At 66.8% G+C, this 19,068-nt stretch carries 16 protein-coding genes and 2 pseudogenes; 14 read left to right on the forward strand and 4 right to left on the reverse strand.

The window, feature by feature from the left end; translation table 11 throughout:
• The 13 genes and pseudogenes from ACYVD1_RS27900 to ACYVD1_RS27960 all read left to right on the forward strand — a co-directional run.
• Positions 1 to 685: pseudogene (locus tag ACYVD1_RS27900) on the forward strand (hypothetical protein); the annotation flags it as partial.
• Positions 686 to 688: 3 nt separating this feature from the next.
• Positions 689 to 1,543, forward strand: coding sequence for a hypothetical protein (locus tag ACYVD1_RS27905; RefSeq protein WP_460777480.1), 855 nt, complete (start codon positions 689 to 691; stop codon positions 1,541 to 1,543).
• Positions 1,540 to 2,730 (forward strand): TRAFAC clade GTPase domain-containing protein, encoded by a 1,191-nt coding sequence (locus tag ACYVD1_RS27910; RefSeq protein WP_460777481.1) that lies wholly within the window; start codon positions 1,540 to 1,542, stop codon positions 2,728 to 2,730. Before ACYVD1_RS27905 ends, ACYVD1_RS27910 begins: the two co-directional genes overlap by 4 nt.
• Before the next feature lie 116 nt (positions 2,731 to 2,846).
• Positions 2,847 to 5,324 (forward strand): GTPase-associated protein 1-related protein, encoded by a 2,478-nt coding sequence (locus tag ACYVD1_RS27915; RefSeq protein ID WP_460777482.1) that lies wholly within the window; start codon positions 2,847 to 2,849, stop codon positions 5,322 to 5,324.
• Positions 5,321 to 6,832: a TRAFAC clade GTPase domain-containing protein gene (locus ACYVD1_RS27920; RefSeq protein ID WP_460777483.1), complete on the forward strand. Its 1,512-nt coding sequence runs from the start codon at positions 5,321 to 5,323 to the stop codon at positions 6,830 to 6,832. Before ACYVD1_RS27915 ends, ACYVD1_RS27920 begins: the two co-directional genes overlap by 4 nt.
• Entirely contained in the window at positions 6,829 to 6,984 is a 156-nt protein-coding gene (locus ACYVD1_RS27925) for a hypothetical protein (protein WP_460777484.1), read from the forward strand. The genes ACYVD1_RS27920 and ACYVD1_RS27925 overlap by 4 nt, the downstream gene beginning before the upstream one ends.
• Before the next feature lie 135 nt (positions 6,985 to 7,119).
• Positions 7,120 to 7,416, forward strand: a complete 297-nt coding sequence (locus ACYVD1_RS27930) for a YciI family protein (protein ID WP_460777485.1) — start codon at positions 7,120 to 7,122, stop codon at positions 7,414 to 7,416.
• 81 nt (positions 7,417 to 7,497) lie between these two features.
• A complete protein-coding gene (locus ACYVD1_RS27935; RefSeq protein WP_460777486.1) occupies positions 7,498 to 8,379 on the forward strand; it encodes a GTP-binding protein LepA in 882 nt (293 codons plus the stop codon).
• A gap of 159 nt (positions 8,380 to 8,538) precedes the next feature.
• A complete protein-coding gene (locus tag ACYVD1_RS27940; protein ID WP_460777487.1) occupies positions 8,539 to 9,117 on the forward strand; it encodes a hypothetical protein in 579 nt (192 codons plus the stop codon).
• 300 nt (positions 9,118 to 9,417) lie between these two features.
• Positions 9,418 to 10,335, forward strand: coding sequence for a LysR family transcriptional regulator (locus tag ACYVD1_RS27945; protein WP_460777488.1), 918 nt, complete (start codon positions 9,418 to 9,420; stop codon positions 10,333 to 10,335).
• Between the two features lie 213 nt (positions 10,336 to 10,548).
• Positions 10,549 to 11,502, forward strand: coding sequence for a 5-dehydro-4-deoxyglucarate dehydratase (locus ACYVD1_RS27950; protein ID WP_460777489.1), 954 nt, complete (start codon positions 10,549 to 10,551; stop codon positions 11,500 to 11,502).
• A gap of 159 nt (positions 11,503 to 11,661) precedes the next feature.
• Positions 11,662 to 13,260 carry an aldehyde dehydrogenase (NADP(+)) gene (locus tag ACYVD1_RS27955; protein WP_460777490.1) on the forward strand — a complete coding sequence of 533 codons (1,599 nt, stop codon included), beginning with the start codon at positions 11,662 to 11,664 and terminating at the stop codon, positions 13,258 to 13,260.
• A gap of 258 nt (positions 13,261 to 13,518) precedes the next feature.
• Entirely contained in the window at positions 13,519 to 14,370 is an 852-nt protein-coding gene (locus ACYVD1_RS27960) for a phytanoyl-CoA dioxygenase family protein (RefSeq protein ID WP_460777491.1), read from the forward strand.
• A gap of 279 nt (positions 14,371 to 14,649) precedes the next feature.
• Here the strand turns inward: ACYVD1_RS27960 and ACYVD1_RS27965 are convergent, their stop codons facing one another.
• The 4 genes and pseudogenes from ACYVD1_RS27965 to ACYVD1_RS27980 all read right to left on the reverse strand — a co-directional run bounded on the left by ACYVD1_RS27965 (position 14,650) and on the right by ACYVD1_RS27980 (position 17,906).
• On the reverse strand, positions 14,650 to 14,955 hold the full coding sequence (locus tag ACYVD1_RS27965) for a helix-turn-helix domain-containing protein (protein ID WP_460777512.1): 306 nt from the start codon (positions 14,953 to 14,955) through the stop codon (positions 14,650 to 14,652).
• 102 nt (positions 14,956 to 15,057) lie between these two features.
• A pseudogene (locus ACYVD1_RS27970) lies at positions 15,058 to 15,423 on the reverse strand (AraC family ligand binding domain-containing protein); the annotation flags it as partial.
• A 144-nt stretch (positions 15,424 to 15,567) separates the two neighbouring features.
• Entirely contained in the window at positions 15,568 to 16,245 is a 678-nt protein-coding gene (locus ACYVD1_RS27975; protein ID WP_460777492.1) for a hypothetical protein, read from the reverse strand.
• Between the two features lie 407 nt (positions 16,246 to 16,652).
• Positions 16,653 to 17,906: an enolase C-terminal domain-like protein gene (locus ACYVD1_RS27980; protein WP_460777493.1), complete on the reverse strand. Its 1,254-nt coding sequence runs from the start codon at positions 17,904 to 17,906 to the stop codon at positions 16,653 to 16,655.
• A gap of 354 nt (positions 17,907 to 18,260) precedes the next feature.
• Between ACYVD1_RS27980 and ACYVD1_RS27985 the strand changes: the two genes are divergently transcribed.
• Positions 18,261 to 19,058, forward strand: coding sequence for an NAD-dependent epimerase/dehydratase family protein (locus ACYVD1_RS27985; protein WP_460777494.1), 798 nt, complete (start codon positions 18,261 to 18,263; stop codon positions 19,056 to 19,058).
• Positions 19,059 to 19,068 lie beyond the last annotated feature (10 nt).

Below are 19,068 nucleotides of genomic sequence, written 5' to 3' on the forward strand. Positions count from 1 at the left end.
GCCGGGTGGCGCCGCGGCGCGGGTGGACGGGCGCCGCGTCGTGGTGACGTGGCAGCCCAGCACGAGCCTGGCCGGACGGGTGACGTACCGGGTGGCCCGGCTGGCCGGCCGGGGCGGGACCGCTCGGGAGCGGCCGTTGGCGGAAGTGTCCGGCACCGAGGCCGTGGACGACGACGTACCGGTGGGTAGCGAGGTCCGCTATTCGGTGGTGGCGGTGCGCGGCGGGCGGGGAGTGTCGTCTGCGGTGTCGAGCAGGCCGGTGATGATCACCCCCGACGTCACCGAGCTGCGGGTCCGCTCGGGCGCGTCCTCCGTGAGCGGTTCGTGGCGGCCCCCGCCGGAGGCGGTCCGGGTGGAGGTGCTGCGCGCGGAGGGGAACCCTCCCCGGGGCCTGGGTGACGGGGTGCCGGTCGAGAACGACGGCACGGGGTTCCGTGACACCGCCGTCCGCCCGGATGTGGAGTACTACTACCGGGTGCGCGCGATGTACCTGACCTCGCAGGGCTGGACGCGCGGCGCGGAGGGGCTCGTACGGCGCGCCAACCCGGGTTCGGCCCCGGCCCCGGTGCGGGATCTGGTGGTGGAGTCCGAGGCCGAGGGTTTCGTGGCCTCGTGGACCGCGCCGACCCGCGGCCGGGTGCTGCTGTTCACCGCGGAGCGGCCGCCGCGGTGGCCGCCGGGCTAGACCGTGCCGACCGACCGGTGGTCGGCGCTCGGAACGGAGGTCCCGAGCGAGGCGGCGACGGGCCCGGACGGCAGGCCCCGGGCCCGGCTCCCCCTCCCCTCGGGAGTCACGTACGTCGTGGCCGTGACGGTGACGGGCGACCGGGCCGTGGCGGGTGGGCGGGTGCGGGTCACCGCGGCGCCCCCGGTCACCGACCTGCGGGCCGAACGGTTCGACACGGCGGTCCGGCTGAGCTGGACCTGGCCCGACCAGGCCGTGACCGCGGTGGTGAGCTGGCGGGAGGACACCGGCACGGAGGGCTCGTTTGGCGGCGCGGGAGCCGCCGGTGGGCCGGACGGTTCCGGCGGCACCGGCGAAGCGGGCTCGTCCTGCGGCACGGGCCCGCACGGCGAGGCGCGCCGCTCGAGGACCCGGTACGCGGCCGAGGGCGGGTTCGAGGCGCACATGGGCTCCGGCCCCGTCCTGGTGACGGTCCGGACTGCGGTGGCCTCCGACTCCGGTGAGTCGCTCAGCGGCCCGGCGACCGTGCGCGTACCCGGCAAGGCGGTACTCGACTACCGGGTGGAGGCGGTCGGCCTGCTGCGCCGCGAACGGATCGTTCGGGTCGGGGCCGAAGCCGCCTGCGACATGCCGGAGGTCGCGGTCGTGTACGCACCCGGGCGGATCCAGCCGGGCTCCGTCGAGCAGGGACGGGTGCTGGCGACCTTCCCGGCCCGCCGCCTGTCCGCCGGGGAGTGGGTGTCGGTGCGGGTCCAACCGCCCCGGGAACGCGGCCCGGCCTGGTTGATGTGTTTTCCGGCGGGTGAGAGCGCGGGCGTGCGCCTGCGCCAGCCCTCAGTGAAGGAGCTTCGTCTTTGAATCCCCTGGACGGGCCGCGCGTGGTGTGCCCCTACTGCTATTCGGACTTCACCGAACGCCAGATCCGCTTCCGCTGCGTGGGGCGGCCGGGTCCGTCCGGCGACACCTGCTCGCTCGTGGTGGACCCGGCGATGCGGACCCACTGGGGTCGCGCGGACCGTATGCCGCCGGTGTTCGAGGCCAACGGCCGGCGCGCCAAGGCCGTGTGCCCCTCGTGCTCGGTGGTCTCCGACCGGAAGGTCTGCATGGTGTGCCACGCGCGGATGCCGGTGAACTTCGGCCGGATGCGCGGCCGCATGATCGCGATGGTCGGTGCCCGGAACTCGGGCAAGACCGTCTTCATGACGGTGCTCATCCACGAGCTGAAGAACCGGGTCGGCAGCCGGTTCAACGCCTCCGTCGGCGGGTCGGACGACCACACCAGGCAGAGCTTCGGCCGCGACTACGAGTCCAAGCTGTACGAGGACGGCGGTCTGCTCCCGGCCACGTCCCCGGCCGCGGGGGGCAACCGCGCGCCCCTGCTGTTCCGCTTCACCACCAAACGGCGCGGGCTCACCGGGAACCGGCCGGACCACACCCTGCTGTCGTTCTTCGACACCGCGGGTGAGGATCTCCACGACGCTGGGAGTGTCGAGACCAACCTGCGCTACCTGAACAACGCGGACGGCGTGATCGTGCTGCTGGACACCCTCCAGATGGACGGCGCACGGCGGATGGCCCCGTCCGGGACGCTGATGCCCGCCCGGGACGGCGCCGAGAACCAGCCCATCCACATGCTGGAGCGGGTCACCGACCTCCTGATGCGCCGGGAGGGCAGTCCGAAGCGGCTGATCCAGGTACCGATCGCCGTGTGCCTGACCAAGACCGACGCCCTGCGCGGCGCGATGGACGAGGGGTCGCCGCTGCACCGCCCTCAGCCGAGCGAGCCGTTCTTCGACGAGACCGACAGCCAGGACGTGCACGCCCAGATCCAGCAGCTCCTCGACCGCTGGGGCAGCGCGGCCATCGACGACCACGTCCGCAACCACTACCGCAACGCCCGCTACTTCGGGGTGTCCTCGTTGGGCGACACCCCGAGCGAGAACAACAGGATCCAGGGCGGGGTGCGCCCCTACCGGGTAGCCGACCCGTTCCTGTGGCTGCTCTCCGAGTTCGGGGTGATCCCGTCCAGGAGCCGGCAGCGCTGACCGGCGAACCAGCTCCGCACGCAGCCCTGACCCCGCTTCGACCCGCACCGCACCCGACCGGCCAGACCCCGCACCCGGCACAGGCACAGGCTCCACGGAAAGGGCACGCATAGGCGATGAGTTCACCTCAGCTGTACTACACCTCGTGCGAACACGGCCTGGCCGGCTACACCGGCTACCAGTTCAACGCGGCGACCCCCGGTGTGGACCAGGAGGTCCTGCGCGAGGTGGAGCGCTTCACCGTCTACGAACCCCCGCGTGGCATGGCCTCCGAGGACGTCGACCGGCACCCGGTCAACCTCTGCTACTCCCCCGACCTGGGCGGATCGCCGGTCCTGAGCCGGGTCGTCTCCAGCGGTGACGACCCGTCGGGGCGGCCGGGCAACTACTTTGCGCACAGCCTGCTGCTGGACGGGGCCGACGGCCCGCTGCCCGCCGAACTGTGGGGGGCCGGGTTCTGGGCGAGCACCCCGGTGGACAGCCCCGACCTGCCCGGCCTCCCCCTCCCGCCCGGGCCGCTGGACCGGCGGCGCACCGGCGCCTGGCTGCGGGGCGCTCGGGGGCGTCTCCTCCAACCGCTTCTGGTGGCGGTGGACGCGGCGATCGGGGACGGGGTCCCCGTGCTCCTCGTGGCGGACGACGAGGCGGCGGCCCACTGGGTGGCCGCCCTCTCCCACCTGCTCCCGCCCAACCGGGCGCGGTCGATGTCCTTCGCGACCTACAGCGGCAGCCCCGAGTCGACCGCGGTGCACGTGGTGGCCGTGCCGCCGGGCACGGACACGTACATGCTCCGCGGCCGGTTCGCGGTCTTCAACCCGGAGGGCGACAGCCGGGCCCCCGACGCAGACAGGCTGCCCGAGGGGAACGGGCTGCCCGACGCCGTCGAACCGCCCGGGCCGGACACCCTGACGGTGGTGTCGGTCATCCTCGGGTCGGGGGTGGCGGGAACGCCCGCGCTCTGGTCCCGGGCCCTCCCCTACGCGTCGGGGACGGAGGGGCCGCTCTCCGACTGGCGCCCGGTGCTGGCCGCGGCGTCGCTCGCCGACGACTCCACCCGGACCACCGACCCCGACCTGCGCGCGGTGCGCGGGTGGCTCCCCGACGCGGCCTCCTGGCTGGCCCCTGGGCGCGCACACGACCTGCTCGAACGCCTGCTCGACGCCGATACCGACTCACTGCACGACGACGAGCTGGTCCGCCTCCAGGGGGTGGCGCACCAGGTGGGTTCAGGCGCGCTCACCGACCGGCTGGAGGGGGTGATGGTGAGACGTTCGCTGGACGGTATCGCCGCCGGAGCACAGGCACCCCCGGTGTCACCCATTCGCTCCGAGACCGTGCGGAAGGCCGCCCTCGAACGGGCCTCCGGGCTGCTCGACGGCACGCTCGGCCGGGTGCCGCCGGACCGGGCCGTGGAACTCCTGCGCTGGACACGGGCGGGCGGGCTGTCCCTGCCCGCCTCGGCGTTGGCGGGGTACGGGCGCGGAACGGTCACCGAGTACCTGGCCGCCACCCCGGTGGGGGCCGATCCCGACCCCGACCTGGTGCGGCTGCTCCGGGCGCACGAACCCCTGCGCCGGGGGGCGGCCGCGGGGTTGACCGCGCTTCCCCGCACCACGCTGGGGGGCCTGGCCGCGGGGCCTGTGGGCGCGCTGTTCGTCGAGGACCGGGACGGCTCGACCGCGGTCCTGCGCGAGCTGCGGATGCTGGCTTCGGGAGCGAGCGACCCGCTGCGCCTGTTGCGGGGGGTGGTGGCCCTGCGACAGGAGACCCGTGATTCGAATGCCCCGGGGCTGCCCGCACACGATCTGGACGAGGAGCTGCTGGTACGGGTCTGGGGGCCCGACCACGGACCGGCCGCGGTGCTGGCCGTGGCCGGGCTGGTCAACGAGCACACCCGCGTCGCCTCGGGTGTGGGCCACTGGATCACCGAGGCGCTGGTGGTCGTCCCGGCTGAGGGCCAGGAGACCGAGTGGCGGCGGGCGCTGCACGAACTGTCCCGGCACCCGCTCGGGCTACAGCTGCCGGAGGCCGGGCGCCGGGTGATCGCGGAATGGCGAGCGGTCACGGAGGTGCTGGACCGCTTGGCCCGGGCGCGCGGGGCGGAGGGTCCGGCGGCGCTGCCGGCCGTGGTGGCGGAGGTGCGGCGCGCACAGGTGGTCGTCGCCACCGTCGCGCTGCGGCTGACCGCGGACCGGTTGCTGCACTGGCGCCCGGAGCACGCAGCCGAGGCGCTGTCCGACTGCGGACAGGACGTGTTCGACGCCTACTGCAGAGCGGCCCGCACCCGGTTGGCCCTGCCCCCGAAGCGGGGCCAGACGCGTCAGCAGAAGAAGCCGCCCGAACCGGACCTGGCCGTGAAGGTGTTCCGGACCGCGCGGGCCCTGGACTCGGCCGGGCGCGGCGCCCACCTGCGCGGCGACGTACTGGAACCGGCGCTGCGCACCTGGTCCAAGCGCGACGTGGGAGCGGCCCGCAAGGCCTTCGGGCGGGGCGGCGGCGGGCACGAGTTCGAGGTGTGGTCGCGCGGACTGAGGGATCGGGGCGGGGAACGCGGCCTGCTCGACCGCTTCCGGAGGGGGCCGCGTCGAGGATGACCACACCCGTTGCCCGCTTCGAATCCCGGGGCACCATCGTCGTCGTTCTCGTCGCCGTCCTGATGGCGGTCTACATCGCCACGGGCGACGAACCCGTTGAGCGGGTCGCCTTCCTGGCGGGCGGCTTCATCGTCGTCCTCGCCGTGGCCCTGGCCGGTGCACTGCTCCTGCTGGTGTGGGTGTTCGTCCGGAACGTGCACGCCGTCCTGTACCACGGTGAGAACCCGCGCGTGCCGGAGCTGGGCCCGGACGAACCGGCCGAGTACCGCTACCACGGGGGCCCGGCCTGGTGGGATTTCGGCGAGGTGGCGATCCGGGTCGGGAACCAGACCGGGCTGTTCGTGGTCTTCCTGCTCCCCTACCTGCTGGCGCAGGCACTGGTGCTGCTGTGCCACATGATCGTGGCCTGGGTGGGCGTGGTGGTGCTGCGGCTGGTGGACGGCGGCCTGCTCAGGTTCCGGCGGATCCGCATGCTGTGCCCGAGCTGCTTCCAGCACATGGCCTACCCGTCGTACGAGTGCGGCGGGTGCGGGCGCGTCCACCGCGATGTCCGCCCGGGCCGCCGGGGCGTGTTCCGGCGGCGGTGCGTGTGCGGTCAGCCGATGCCCACACTGCTCGTCCTCGGCTCGGCCGACCTGGACGCCCTGTGCCCGCACTGCGAACAGCGGTTGGAGCACCGGCCGGGTGAGTCCAGAGAGCTCTCGCTGGCGCTGTTCGGCGGGACCGGGGCGGGCAAGACCCGGCTCACCCACGGCTTCCACGGGGCCTTGGAGCACGCGGCCGGTGCACACGGCGGCGCCAGCGTCGAGCTGGCCGGTGCGGAGACCCAGCACTCGCTGAGCGACTCCCAGGATCTGCTCTCCCCGGGGAGGAAGGTGCCGCCGACCCAGCCGGGGCGGCAGGCGCGCGGGCTGGTCCTGCGGGTGACGGCGGAGAGGCGCACGCTGGTGCTGCAGGTGTACGACACCGCCGGGGAGTGGTTCAACCGCTCCGACCGGGCCGAAGAACTCACCTACCTGGGCAAGACCACCACGTTCGTCCTCGTGCTGGACCCGCTGTCGGTGCCGCCGGTGTGGAACACCCTCGACCCCTCGGAGCGCAGCCGCCTGTCCGAGGAGCGCTCACACACCCCCGACCCCGAGCAGGCGTACATGCAGGTACGCGACGAGGTCCAGCGGCAGTACCTGGCCCTGGGGCGCGGACTCGGGCGGACCCGGTTGGCGGTGGTGGTGTCCCGGGGGGACCTGCTGGCGGGGACGTCGATCGCGCCAGCCGACATCGAGCCCGAACTGTGGGCGCGGGAGATGATGGGGCTGGACAACCTGCTGCGGGCGGCCAGGGACGACTTCGGGACGGTCGAGGTCTTCGTGACCAGCGCGGTCAGCGACCCCGGCCAGCGGCCCGACCCCAGTCTGGCCGAGCTGTTGCGGTGGCTGCTGGAACCGGAGGCGGACGTGTTCACGAGCATGCTCGCCCCGGAAGGGGCGGCGGCGGAGGGTGTCCAGTGACCGAACCGGAGTTCCGCTTCCACGTCGCACGCAGGGCCACCGCCGTGCTGCTCTATGTGCTGACGTTCGCGGTGACGGCGCTGGTTCTGTTGGGACTCGCGCGGGGGGCATACACGATGGTCACCGCCGCGTGGGAGAGCATCGTGGGTTAGGGCGGTGACCCGCGGTCCAAATCCCGGACCGACGACACGTGCACGTCATGCGAACATCGGTCGCGGGCCGATTCTCATCCTGTGCCGCGAACCGGACCGGCACCCGTCCCTGAACCGAGACACGAGGTACTCCCCATGGCCGTCTACGCCATCATCTACACCTACGCCGAGAACAGCTCCGAAGCGCGCGACCGGCACCGGCCCGCGCACCGCGAGTACCTGAACAAGCTGGCCGAGCGGGACATCAACCTCTGCTCGGGCCCCTTCGGCCCCGACGAGGCGCCCGGCGGGCTGCTGATCGTGCGCGCGTCCTCCGCCGAGGAGGCCGTGGCGTACACCGACGACGACCCGTTCCGCACCGAGGGCCTGGTCAGTGACGTCTCGGTCCGGGAGTGGGTCCCCGTGATCGGCAAGCTCGCCAAGGAGATCTGAGGGGTCCCGGCACAGGCGATCCGACAGCAGGCCTCCGCCCCTCCCCCGGGAGGGCCGGGGGCCTTCGCCTATCGTGGAAACGTGCCACGCGAGACCGTCACCCAGGCCAAGATCGCCGAACACGTACAGCGCCTCGGCGAGCTCCACCCCCCGATCGACCTGGACAGCGTCGACTACACCGTGCGGAACCCTCGGGCAGTGCGGGAACGCTACGGCCACGTCCTCGAATACCTCTCCCGGGTGGAGCTGGAGGTCGACCGCAACGTCCTCGAACTCCTCGTCCTCCTCCCGGACGTCGACGACACCAACCGCACGTTCTACGCCAACGTCTGGCAGCCGCAGGAACTCCACCACGGGCTCGCCCTGGACCGCCTCCAGCAGGACCTGGGTCTACCTCCCGCCGAACCGGACCTGGAGCTGTCCGCCCGTATGCGCCTGCTCGGCAAGCTCGCGCACCTGAAGCCGGTCCAGGAGATCATCCGGCTGCTGTACTTCCTCACCGGGGCGAGCACCGAACGCCAGGCCGTGCTGGCCTACAACACCATCAACCGCGGGCTGCTGGACATGGAGGAGCGGGCGATCGCGGAAACCCTCATCACCCCGATCAAGCGCCAGGAGCCCGGCCACTTCGCCTTCTACCGGATGTCGGCCACGGCCATGATCCAGCAGGGAGTCCTGCGCCCCTGGCAGCTGTTCCTCGCCCGGGTGCTGCGCGGGGTCTCCTTCGCCCCGGTCGGCGCCAACACCAAGGAGCAGTGGGCCGACTACGGCGGGGTGGTGCGCGCCCTCGGCATGGACCGGGACCACGAGGCCTACGCCGCGGAGGTGGGCCGGGTGGAGGCCCAGCTGCTGTGGGCGCACAAGCGGGGGATGACGGTCCCGCCGTACGTACTCAAGGCACTGCGGGAGAGCATCGAACTGTTCGACGCCCGCGAGCAGAGGACGGGTGTCGAGCCCCGCTGACGAGCGCACCCGGGCCGGCGCTCGGCAGCCGCCGGTATCCCGCGGAACGCCCGCGGCCCCGCCAGCAGGGACAACCCCCGTCCACATTGCAGCCCTGAGGCGGTGAACAGCACGGACGGCACACACGCCGCCCTACCATTCCCCGAACGGAGTGCCGGATTGTTCTACGTGGAAGTGGCGGAGAGGGCCGTCATCGTCGGCGTGTGGTCCGCATCACTCCCGGTCGTTGCCTTGTTCCTGGCCGGGCTGCTCCGCCGGGACTTTCGGAAGGTCGGCCGTGATGCCGCGGTGCTCGCCACCATGTGTGCGCTGCCGCTCAGCATCGCCTGGGGCGCATACTTCACGGCCGCACCGGACCAGGACCGGAGCGCTGTGGAGCAATTCGTGTCATGGTCCTTGGGCCTGGCCGCAGCATGTGCCGTCCTGCTGGTCCTGCGGGCGCTGCTGACTCCGCACCCCGCATACGCGACCGTGCTCGCCATGGTCGCCGCAGGGCTCGCCGCGGTGCCCGCCGCCCTGTTCGGATTGATGGCCGGTGTGGTCTTCGCCCTGCAGGGAGCCGCCCTCGCGGCGGTCCTGGGCGTGTGGTGCGCCCGGAGGATCGCCCACGGCCACCGGCAAGGCACTGTCGGCGCGGTCACCGGCGGCCTGGTCGGAGGTGTGGTCACCGTGGCGGCCACCCTCCCGTCCAGCGTTCTGACCACGATGGTGCTGATGACGGTCAACTGGGGCGGCTGACTACCGGGGCCTCCGCGGGCGCAGGACGGGTCTCGGGACCCGCTGACGACCGCACCCGGACCGGCGCTCGGCAGCCGAGCCCGATCCGCCCGGTCCATCCGCCCTTCCCCCAGTTTCAGACGCTCCGAGCATCCAGATCCTGCGATCATCTTGAACGCGTGGACAGGACCCGCGAGGCGAGGAGCGCCACGGCCCGCGAAGTCGCCTGCGGGCGTTCCTAGTTGAGTAAGGCCCTCCCCGCATTACATGATGATGCTCCGCCTGTTTCTTCCATGCCCCATCTCATACCTGGAGAGCATAGTGTTCACCCTCGACCAGGTCCGGTCCTTCGTCGCTGTCGCAGAGGAACTGCACTTCGGCCGGGCCGCGGAACGCCTGAACATGACCCAGCCGCCGCTGAGCCGGCAGATCCAGAAACTGGAGAAGACGGTGGGCGTGCGGCTGATCGAACGGGACAATCGGAAGGTCTCGCTCACCACCGCTGGCGAAGCGTTCCTGAACGACGCCCGCCACCTCATGGTCGCCACTGAGCAGGCCCCGCTCAACGCCCGGCGCATCGCCAGCGGCCGGGCCGGCCTCCTCCGGGTCGGCTTCACCGCCGCATCCACACTGAACGTGCTGGGTCAGCTGCTCACCCTGCTCTCCGAGGAGCTTCCCGACGTCGACGTCGACCTGCGCGAAATGGTCACCCGCGAGCAGGTCTCCTCGCTCACCGATGAGGAGATCGACCTGGGGCTCGCCCGGCCACCGTTCGACCACGACCTCTTCGGATCCCTGCTGCTCCACACCGAGAGCCTCAAGCTCGCCGTTCAGGCCGACCACCAGCTGGCCCGGTTGGACCGGCCGGTCGGGAACGCGGACCTCGCACACTCCCCGCTGATCATGTACTCGCCCGTCAAGGCCCGGTACTTCTACGACCTGGCCTCCCGCCACGTCCCCATCCAGCACGGCAAGGTCGTCCACACGGTCAGCCAGATCCTGACCATGGTCTCCCTGGTCGCCGCCGGCCGCGGAGTCGCGATCGTGCCCGCCTCCGCCGGCCAGCTGAACATCGAGGACGTCGTCCTACTGGACCTGGCGGACCAGACCGAAGAGGTGGTCGAGCTCCATGCCATCTGGCGGCGCAACCACCGCAACCCGGCACTGCACCGGATGCTGGAAATCCTCCACCGCCCCTCCTCGGCCACCACACCGGAGAGTGATACCGACACGGCATGAAACCATTCAGAACTGGGCTTGGACGGACATCAACCGGCGTATCTAGAGTGATGCCGAAGCCCCGGGGCCCCGGCCCGAGGCACCCTCCAGCGCTTCTCGCAGGGCAGTGCAGAACGGCCCTGGTCGATCAGCGGTCACTCTCAAGCCATTCCGTCGGCAGCACGAGTCCACCGCACTCCACGCGGAGGGCCCCAGACACTAAGGACGGTCTCCGTGTCCAAGTACACCCCCCGAGAACTGGCTGACCATCTGAAGGACGGCCTCCTCTCCTTTCCCGTCACCGCCTTCACCGAAGACCTCCAGGTTGACGAGGACGCTTACCGGACCCACCTGAGCTGGCAGGCACGCCAGGGCGCGGTCGGCCTCTTCGCCGCTGGCGGCACCGGCGAAGGTTTCAGCCTCTCCCCCGAGGAGAACGCCCGGGTCTGTCAGATGGCCGTCGAAGAGGCTGGCGACCACGTCCCGGTCCTGGGATCGGCCGGCGGCCCGACGAACGCGGCGGTCCAGAACGCTCAGGCCGCCGAGGCCGCAGGATGCGAGGGCCTGCTGCTGCTGCCGCCGTACCTCACCGAGTGCGACCAGCAGGGCTTGGAGGCCCACGTGGACGCGGTGTGCGGGGCCACGGGCATCGGCGTGATCATCTACAATCGCGGCAACGCCATCTACAAGGCCGAGACCGTCAAACGGCTGGCGGACAAGCACGAGAACTTCATCGGGTTCAAGGACGCCACCGGGAACATCGAGGCCGTCACCAAGGTGGTCGCCACCGCCGGAGACCGGCTGTTCTACCTCGGTGGACTGCCGACCGCGGAGACCTTCGCGCTACCGATGCTGCAGCTGGGCATGAGCACCTATTCCTCGGCGATGTACAACTTCGTCCCGGAGTTCGCCGTCGAGTTCTACACCGATGTGCGCAAGCTGGACCAGGTGGCCGTGACAGAGAAGCTCAACCGCTTCGTCCTGCCCTACCTGGAGATCCGTGACCGCGTGAAGGGCTACGGCGTCTCGATCGTCAAGGGCGGGCTCAAGGCCGTGGGCCGCCAGGCCGGTCCGGTGCGGCCGCCGCTGCAGGACCTCACCGAGCAGGACCTCCAGGACCTCTCGGATCTGATCGACGCCGCCGGGATCCGGCCGCAGTCCGGTACCCCCGCGCCATCCTCACCCTGAGCCCCGCGCCACCTGCGGCCGTCGCCCCTCCGGCAACGGCGGCCCCCGCGGTTTCCCCAGGACATCGCGAAAACCACCAGAGACAGAAGAACCGAACCGAATGTTCACGACCCGGGTCCGCTGCGGCCTCGAAGTGGATCTGAGGAAGAGGAGCTGAGCATGCCTGAAAACCTGAAGGGTCAGTCGATCATCGCCGGCGAGCACACCGTCGGCGGGGGAGGCACCTTCAGCGGGTACGACCCGGCCACGGATGAGGCCCTGGAACCGGGCTACACGATGATCGACGAATCTCAGCTGAAGACCGCGACAGCAGCGGCCGCGGACGCCCACAAGTCCTTCTCGGCCCTGGACCCGGAGGCCCACGCGAGCTTCCTGGAGAGGATCGCGGACAACATCGACGCCATCGGCGAGCAGCTCACCGAGCGCTACATGGCCGAGACCGGCCTGCCGGAGGCCCGGGCGGCCGGTGAACGGGGCCGTACCGTCAACCAGCTCCGGCTCTTCGCCAAGGTCGTCCGCCAGGGCGACTTCCGCGGGGTGCGCTGGGACCCGGCCATGCCGGAGCGTCAGCCGATGCCCCGGGCCGACGTGCGCCAACGCAAGATTCCGCTCGGTCCGGTGGCCGTCTTCGGACCGTCGAACTTCCCGCTGGCGTTCTCGGTGGCCGGCGGTGACACCGCCTCCGCACTGGCCGCCGGCTGCCCGGTGGTCTACAAGGCCCACAGCGCGCACCCCGGAACCTCTGAGCTCGTGGGCGACGCCGTCACCCGGGCTGTCAGGGACTCCGGACTGCATCCCGGCGTGTTCAGCCTGATCTACTGCCCGGGCGCCTCACTCGGCCAGGCGCTGGCCTCGGACCCGGCGATCCAGGCCGTCGGGTTCACCGGTTCAAGCACCGCGGGCGCCGCGCTGATGGAGGCTGCTGCCGCCCGCAAGGTGCCGATCCCGGTCTATGCGGAGATGAGCAGCATCAACCCGGTGTTCTTCTTCGACGGGGCTCTGGACAAGGACACCGAGGGCCTGTCCGAACTGGCCGGGGCCTACCTCACCAGCGTGACCGGCTCTTCCGGGCAGCTGTGCACCCAGCCCGGTCTGGTGTTCGTGCCCGCTGGTGCGCAGGGTGACGCCTTCGTGGGCGCCGTCGGCGAGGCCGCGGGTTCCGTCGCCGGCCAGACGATGCTCACCAAGTCCATCTGCGACTCCTGGAACGAAGGGGTCGGACAGCTCGCCGACCAGCCCGGCGTCGAACTGGTCGGCAAGGGCACCGAGGGTGCGACGGAGAACGCCCCGGCCCCGGTGGTCTACCAGGCCTCAGCCAAGCAGTTCCTCGACAACCCGGTGCTGCACGAGGAGATCTTCGGCGCGGCTTCGCTGATCGTGCGCTACGCGTCCTCCGAAGAGCTGGTCAGCGCGGCTGAGCAGCTGGGAGGACAGCTGACCGCGACCCTGCACGTCACCGACACCGACCAGCAGGCTGCCGCCCCGCTCCTGCCCGTGCTGGAGCAGAAGGCCGGCCGCATCCTCGCCAACGGCTGGCCCACCGGGGTGGAGGTCAACCACGCCATGGTCCACGGCGGTCCGTTCCCGGCCACCTCGAACTCCCGCACCACCAGCGTGGGCACCTTGGCGATCGACCGGTTCCTCCGCCCCGTGGCCTACCAGAACCTGCCCGAGGCGCTGCTGCCCGCAGCGGTCCAGGCCGAGAACCCGTGGAACCTGAACCGGCGGATCGACGGAGAGATCCGGTTGGAAGGCTGACAAAGAGTGGTTTAGTGGTCGAGGGCCACTACTGATCCGGGCCGGGGATCTCAAGCGGATCCCCGGCCCGGACGTGTGACCGGTGGTGAACCGTACTTCTCGGACTCAGTACTGTGGCCGTGCCGAGGCCAGGCCCAGGCCCAGGCCCAGGCCCAGGCCCAGGCCCACAAAAGCATAAGGCCCGGGATCTCTGATAGTCCAAGCCCTTGCCCCCGATCGTCTATTTTCCTGTGCCCTCGCCCCCGTTAATCTTGACCTATGCGCACTTCCAACGGTTATGTCCTTGACGAAGATCCTGCCCGACTGGGCCAACTATCGGAGACACCGACCTGCGAGCGCAGTGACCGAGAGGCTCTCTGGCATCGAATCCGGTCACAGGGATACCTGCTACTAAGAAGTCAAATCCCACGAGAAACCGTAATGAAGTTCCGCTCATACTACTTTAGGTCTCTAGCCCAAACAGGTTTAATAAGAGATGGGACCAAACCAACTGAGGGCATCGCGGGAGACGGCCCAGTTGATGATGCACTACTCAGGGACGTTCTATTCAATAAGCTTGTTCCATCCAAAGAATATCAAGACTTTTGTTATTCTCCGCAAATTCATGGATGGTTCGAATGGTTCCTCAAAGGAGATATCCACCTCCACAAGAGAAAAATACTACGCCACATCAAACCTAGAGAAACTGGCATCGGCACCGCCACTCAGGCACACTACGACCTTGTATATTTGCGCGAGGGAACAGATCGTGTTCTTTCCATGTGGATTCCCTTGGGTGATTGCCCGGAATCCATGGGAGGACTAATCTATTTGGAAGGGACACACCAGGCAGTTATGGCGGAAGAGCGCGAAGGTCGGCTGAAACGGCCAGCGTCCTCGATCACCGCAGACTTGCCCAAACTAGCTACTGAGTACGACGCGCGCTGGCTCACCACGGACTACCAAATAGGCGACGTCATAGTTCACTCAGCTCACATGATCCACGCTGCTCTCGATAACATTGATGATCATGGTCGTATGCGGCTTTCGACAGATATTCGCTACCAACGCGAGTCGGATCCAATTGACTGGCGTTGGCAGGACCACTGGAACGACCGCGACGGCCTCTGACGGCTGCCCGCCCACGGGGTGGTCCGTGAGCGTTCGTTGTCGACTCGAAGGGCTTCGCTGTCGGACTTGAGATCGGCAATCTGTTCGCGCAGGCGTGTGTTCTAGCCCTGGAGCACACCGAGCAGCGCGACCGTCCAGACCAGCGACCTGAGGTCCCGGCTGTTGGCGGCGAGGTAGTCCTCAATCGCGTCGGTGAGATATTTCGCCCCGGCCTTTCCTTATCGACAGAGAGGGCTTCATGCTTCGCGAAACTCTTTATCCCGGGGCCCCAATTCCCATCTAATGAAGTTTTTCCTGATTTCTAAATTGAGTGGGCGGCACGCCGACTTTGCGCCGGAAGAGTCGTGAGAAATACGAGGGATCTTCATAGCCCACCCGGGACCCCACGAGCCCAACTGGAATAGTTGTTGCAGCAAGAAGCTTCTGTGCTGTTTCCATTCTTAAGTTTATTATAAAATCATGGAGGCTCATTCCAGTTTCAGTTATCATGCAATCCTGCAACGCATCTACACTAATTCCGAATTCTTCTGCGCGCTCCTTGACGCTGAGCGGCCGGAAAGCGGAGACACTGATTTTTTCGGCCACGGAATGGAAGTTCTTGCCTCTCTCTGACCTAATCACCTCCAACGCGGTCCCTACCAATTGAACTACTATGGTTGACGCGACTAGGTGAGAGAGTTGGTCGGGCATAGCTAATGCGCTACGCAGGCGTTTGAATGCGTCTGGCACCGCATCGAGCTGCGGGACACTCGCTAACTGTACGGCCTTGTGGGTTCGCCAGCCCATCGTGCTTTCAAAGGCCCGTGTCATGGAGCCTTCGAAAAGGACCCAGTGTTCACGCCACCTGGTTCGTACGGGGCCGTATGCGTGCTCCACCGCTGGACGCACCCAAATCGTAGCGGGTGCTCTCAGCGAAACTCTTTCACCGGTCGACTCATCCCAATATTCGCCACTTCCAGACGTTACGAACACCAGGGCATTCGTTGATAGCCGCCGTGGTTGCAGTGTAGGAGTTCCTCCGACCCACTGTTCACCGGCGCCACGGCAGCTCATTCCAGCTTCACGTAGCACTTTCGAATCGTTGAGGTAAGACGACCACTTTGATGAACGCGTGCAATCTTCGGCATTCACTTGGTTCCCCTCAATGATCGACCCTTCATCCACCTTGAATGCGGACCACTAGTGTAGTTTATTCGATTACTTCTTTCCCGACAGCCAACGAAGAAGATCTTTTTCACTCGCCAGCCCGAGATGATAAAGGTGGATCTCATCGATCGGCCATTGTTCCAGATCGCTGAAAGTTGTCCCATTGGCAGTCAACGCGCTGGAGTAAACGCCGACTGACGACGCACTGTTCGTAACATTGGCTGCTTCCAACCTTCTCGCAGTACGCTCCGGCTCGTCCCAGCCGCTGACAATAGCAAGGTCGAGGTGGGAAAATTCCAACGCTGCAATTGGTGCCGCAGGACCGAACTCATCATATTCGGGCGTGACGAACGCCGCCACCCGACGGCAACCGTGAGACCGGGCGCGCGCCGCCAGGGCACGGAATCGATCGCCCAGAAGCGTGATCCTGTCCTCGGCCAACCGTTGTCGTGCGTGTACGACTTCGGGGGCGTTGATAGACGTTCGCCCATCAATTGCGGCGCGCAGAATATCGCGCATTTCCCCCCCTTCGTCACCCCGACGTTGCTGACAGTAGAAGCAAAAGCACCAGGAGGCCAGCTTGACCTGCACTTCCGAACGATCAAGCGAGCCAGTTTTGTCGTGACCGACAGGATGTGCAGCTCCCAGAGCAGCAACTCCCTCCAACACCAACCCATGCGCCTGCCCGTCCACCAACGCCGCATCGACAGCAGCCATCGCATAGTCCAACATCTCTGGGCTGCCCGGGCACTGGGTGTGGGGCAACCTCTCACCGACGGCGTTGACTACAGCAGCGCATTCCCCTGCCGCCGTTCCCTCAAGATGCGAAAATACCAACCACGCGTCTGTGGGCACACCGCGCTCAGCAAGCCAGGAACCCGCCTCGCAAAAGGCATTTTCGGCTGCCCACCCACTGGGAGGAGGGGGCCTCAATGTGCCCTGCAACCAGGAACCGCGGGGTAGATACGAGGCTGTGTGCCACGCGTCCACGACCCGCGGGGCGGAACCGGAGAAGGATACCGCTCGAACCGCGTGGTAAAGCCCGGCCAGGGCAACTCGATCCGGCTGGACCAACTCAAGGATCCTGTCCATCCGCTCACCGGTATCCCACGGGTACATATAGCCAGAAATAAACGTCATCTTGAGGGCCAGCCCGAGTCTCGCATTGTCCAGGTACCATGATGAGCTTTAAAAAGCGGGGTATGCCGTCTGGCGTAGTCACTATCGCGACGTTCCCGAATGTTGCTGGCCAAGTAGCGTTCGTGCGCTTCTCCCAGCAAGTCTTCGTCTAGCTGTACCCCCAGGCCGGGGCCTTCAGGCACACGAAGAATCCCCTCATTGATCTGTAGGGGGCCGCCTTGGAGGATGTCGTGCTTCTCGTTCCATGGATAGTGGGTGTCGTTGGAATAGACCTCGCTACTAACCGTCGCAGCCAGATGGGTCATCGCGGCCAGTGATATACCCAGGTGGGAGTTGGAATGCATCGCCGTCCTCAGTCCCCAGGCCTGGCAGATCTGGGACAGTACAACGGCACGCTGGAGCCCTCCTACTACGTGATGGTCCAGCAGTACAATATCGGCTGCTCCGGTTTGTAGCACCTCCATGTGTTTCGCGAAGTCCTCCGCGAGCATGTTAGTGGCCAACGGAACAGGCGAACTTTCCTTTAAGCGTGCCATATTGGCCAGGCCGTTGCAGGGATCCTCAAGGTAATCCACAATCCCGCTGAGTTGTTCGGCAACTTCGTATGACGAGTCCAAAGTCCAACGACAATTAGGATCGATCCTTATTGAAGATTCCGGGAAAGCTACCCTCAGAGCCCGCACCGCCTCGAGCTCCTCGCCGATTGTATGCACCCCGCCCTTGAGTTTCCAGGAACGGAAGCCGTACCGGTCGTACATGACTCGGGCAAGTGCGACGACATCTTCCGAGGACGCGACCGCACCCCAGCAATCTTCGTGATCGACATCAAGGTGACTGCTCCATTTGTAGAAGAGGTAGCCGCAGAACTCCACTTGGTCACGCACTTCTCCACCGAGCAGGTCGACGACGCGTACGCCTAGGCACTGGCCAAAGGCATCGAGCATACCCACTTCCAGGGGGGAGAAAGCCCGATCGGCACGTGTGTGTGCCAGCAGAATCGCTGCTCGCTGCCGGGCCACAGCAATGTCGCTGATTTTGATCCCCACCAACTCACCAGCAACGGTCTCGATGTCTCTAAGCAGAGCCGCACTACCGTGGCACTCTCCAAGTCCGACATAACCCGAGGTGGTGTGCACTTGTACGACAGCTCGCAGGGCAAGCGGTTCATGGGCACCTGCTGCGCTGAGCAAGGGCGGATCCGGAAAGGCAATCGGTGTGACGGTGATAAACTCGATACGTTCAAGTAGCATGGTTTACCTGTTTTCCATGTGAGCGAGTGAGCAACACAATCGGCTCTTTGCGGATGGAATGGTTTGGACGTCTCAATATCGACCGAGGTGTATTCGCAAGCTTTTCAAAGACCTCCTAGCCGACAACTCGACCGAAAGACATTGTAGTCGCCGCGGTCGGCAACCTGTTAACGTAAAGAAAGTTCTCTAACCTCTCCTTGACGGCTTGAACTTCTCGGTGTGGGATAACAATCATCCCAGTCTTGCCTTTCAGATCGGCCACTCGGGAAAAATGGCTCAGTATTTTGCCTATCGTCAAGGATGCGGTAGTCTTTTAGTCCTGTCTAGATTCTTAGACCGACGTAAGGAGTAGTTGTGGAGCGAGTCGCGATCACTGGAGCCGATGGAATTGCAGGAACCTTGCTGCGGCCAGTACTTCGGGGACGCTATCATTTGGCCCTGTTCACGCGCACCCCGCTGACGTTGGAAAAGGGGGAAGTTGGCATCGTCGGTGATTTGGCTGATTCAAAAGCGGTCAGGAGCGCCGTGGAGGGCGCGGACGTCGTGGTTCACCTCGCTGGTATATCCGAAGAGGGAAGCTTCGACCCGATGATCGATGTGAACATCCGGGGCACCCATACGGTATTGGAGGCGGCCCGTGAGCAAGGAGTCCGCCGTGTACTTATCGCAAGTTCCGCCCACAGCGCAGGAGGGGTTCGGATTGACCAGGCACACGAGGTCAGTCCCGCATATTCAGATCCAACTTCCTTTTATGGTGCCTCTAAGGTGGCTGTCGAGGCGATCTCGCAGGTGTACGCCCACCGCTACCGGATGCACATTATTACTGCACGTATAGGTACCGTCCTTTCCCAGCCACAGACTAAGCGACAACTCTCGACATGGTTGTCACCACAGGATTTCGGCAGGCTAGTTGACGCGACCGCTTCACTTGAGCGTCCTGGCCATTGGCCAGTTTGGGCTATTTCAGCCAACACACGTCGATGGGTGAGCCTCGCTTGGGGTCGGGCTATTGGCTACATTCCACAGAATGATTCCGAGCCATACGCGGATCATCTATTGGCACAGGCAAGTGACGCGAGTCTAGCGTGGGAGACCATTGGCGGTCCATGGTTTGGCGCGGATAAAAGCCACCAATGGCCAAATGAACGATAGTTTCGAATGA

It is taken from the genome of Nocardiopsis nanhaiensis (assembly GCF_054778635.1).

What these genes read in the sequence shown, in the direction of transcription:
- ACYVD1_RS27930 (WP_460777485.1), top strand. Translation starts at nt 7,120, where the DNA reads ATGGCCGTCTACGCCATCATCTACACCTACGCCGAGAACAGCTCCGAA.
- ACYVD1_RS27955 (WP_460777490.1), top strand. Translation starts at nt 11,662, where the DNA reads ATGCCTGAAAACCTGAAGGGTCAGTCGATCATCGCCGGCGAGCACACC.
- ACYVD1_RS27960 (WP_460777491.1), top strand. Translation starts at nt 13,519, where the DNA reads ATGCGCACTTCCAACGGTTATGTCCTTGACGAAGATCCTGCCCGACTG.
- ACYVD1_RS27980 (WP_460777493.1), bottom strand. Translation starts at nt 17,906, where the DNA reads ATGCTACTTGAACGTATCGAGTTTATCACCGTCACACCGATTGCCTTT.
- ACYVD1_RS27915 (WP_460777482.1), top strand. Translation starts at nt 2,847, where the DNA reads ATGAGTTCACCTCAGCTGTACTACACCTCGTGCGAACACGGCCTGGCC.
- ACYVD1_RS27920 (WP_460777483.1), top strand. Translation starts at nt 5,321, where the DNA reads ATGACCACACCCGTTGCCCGCTTCGAATCCCGGGGCACCATCGTCGTC.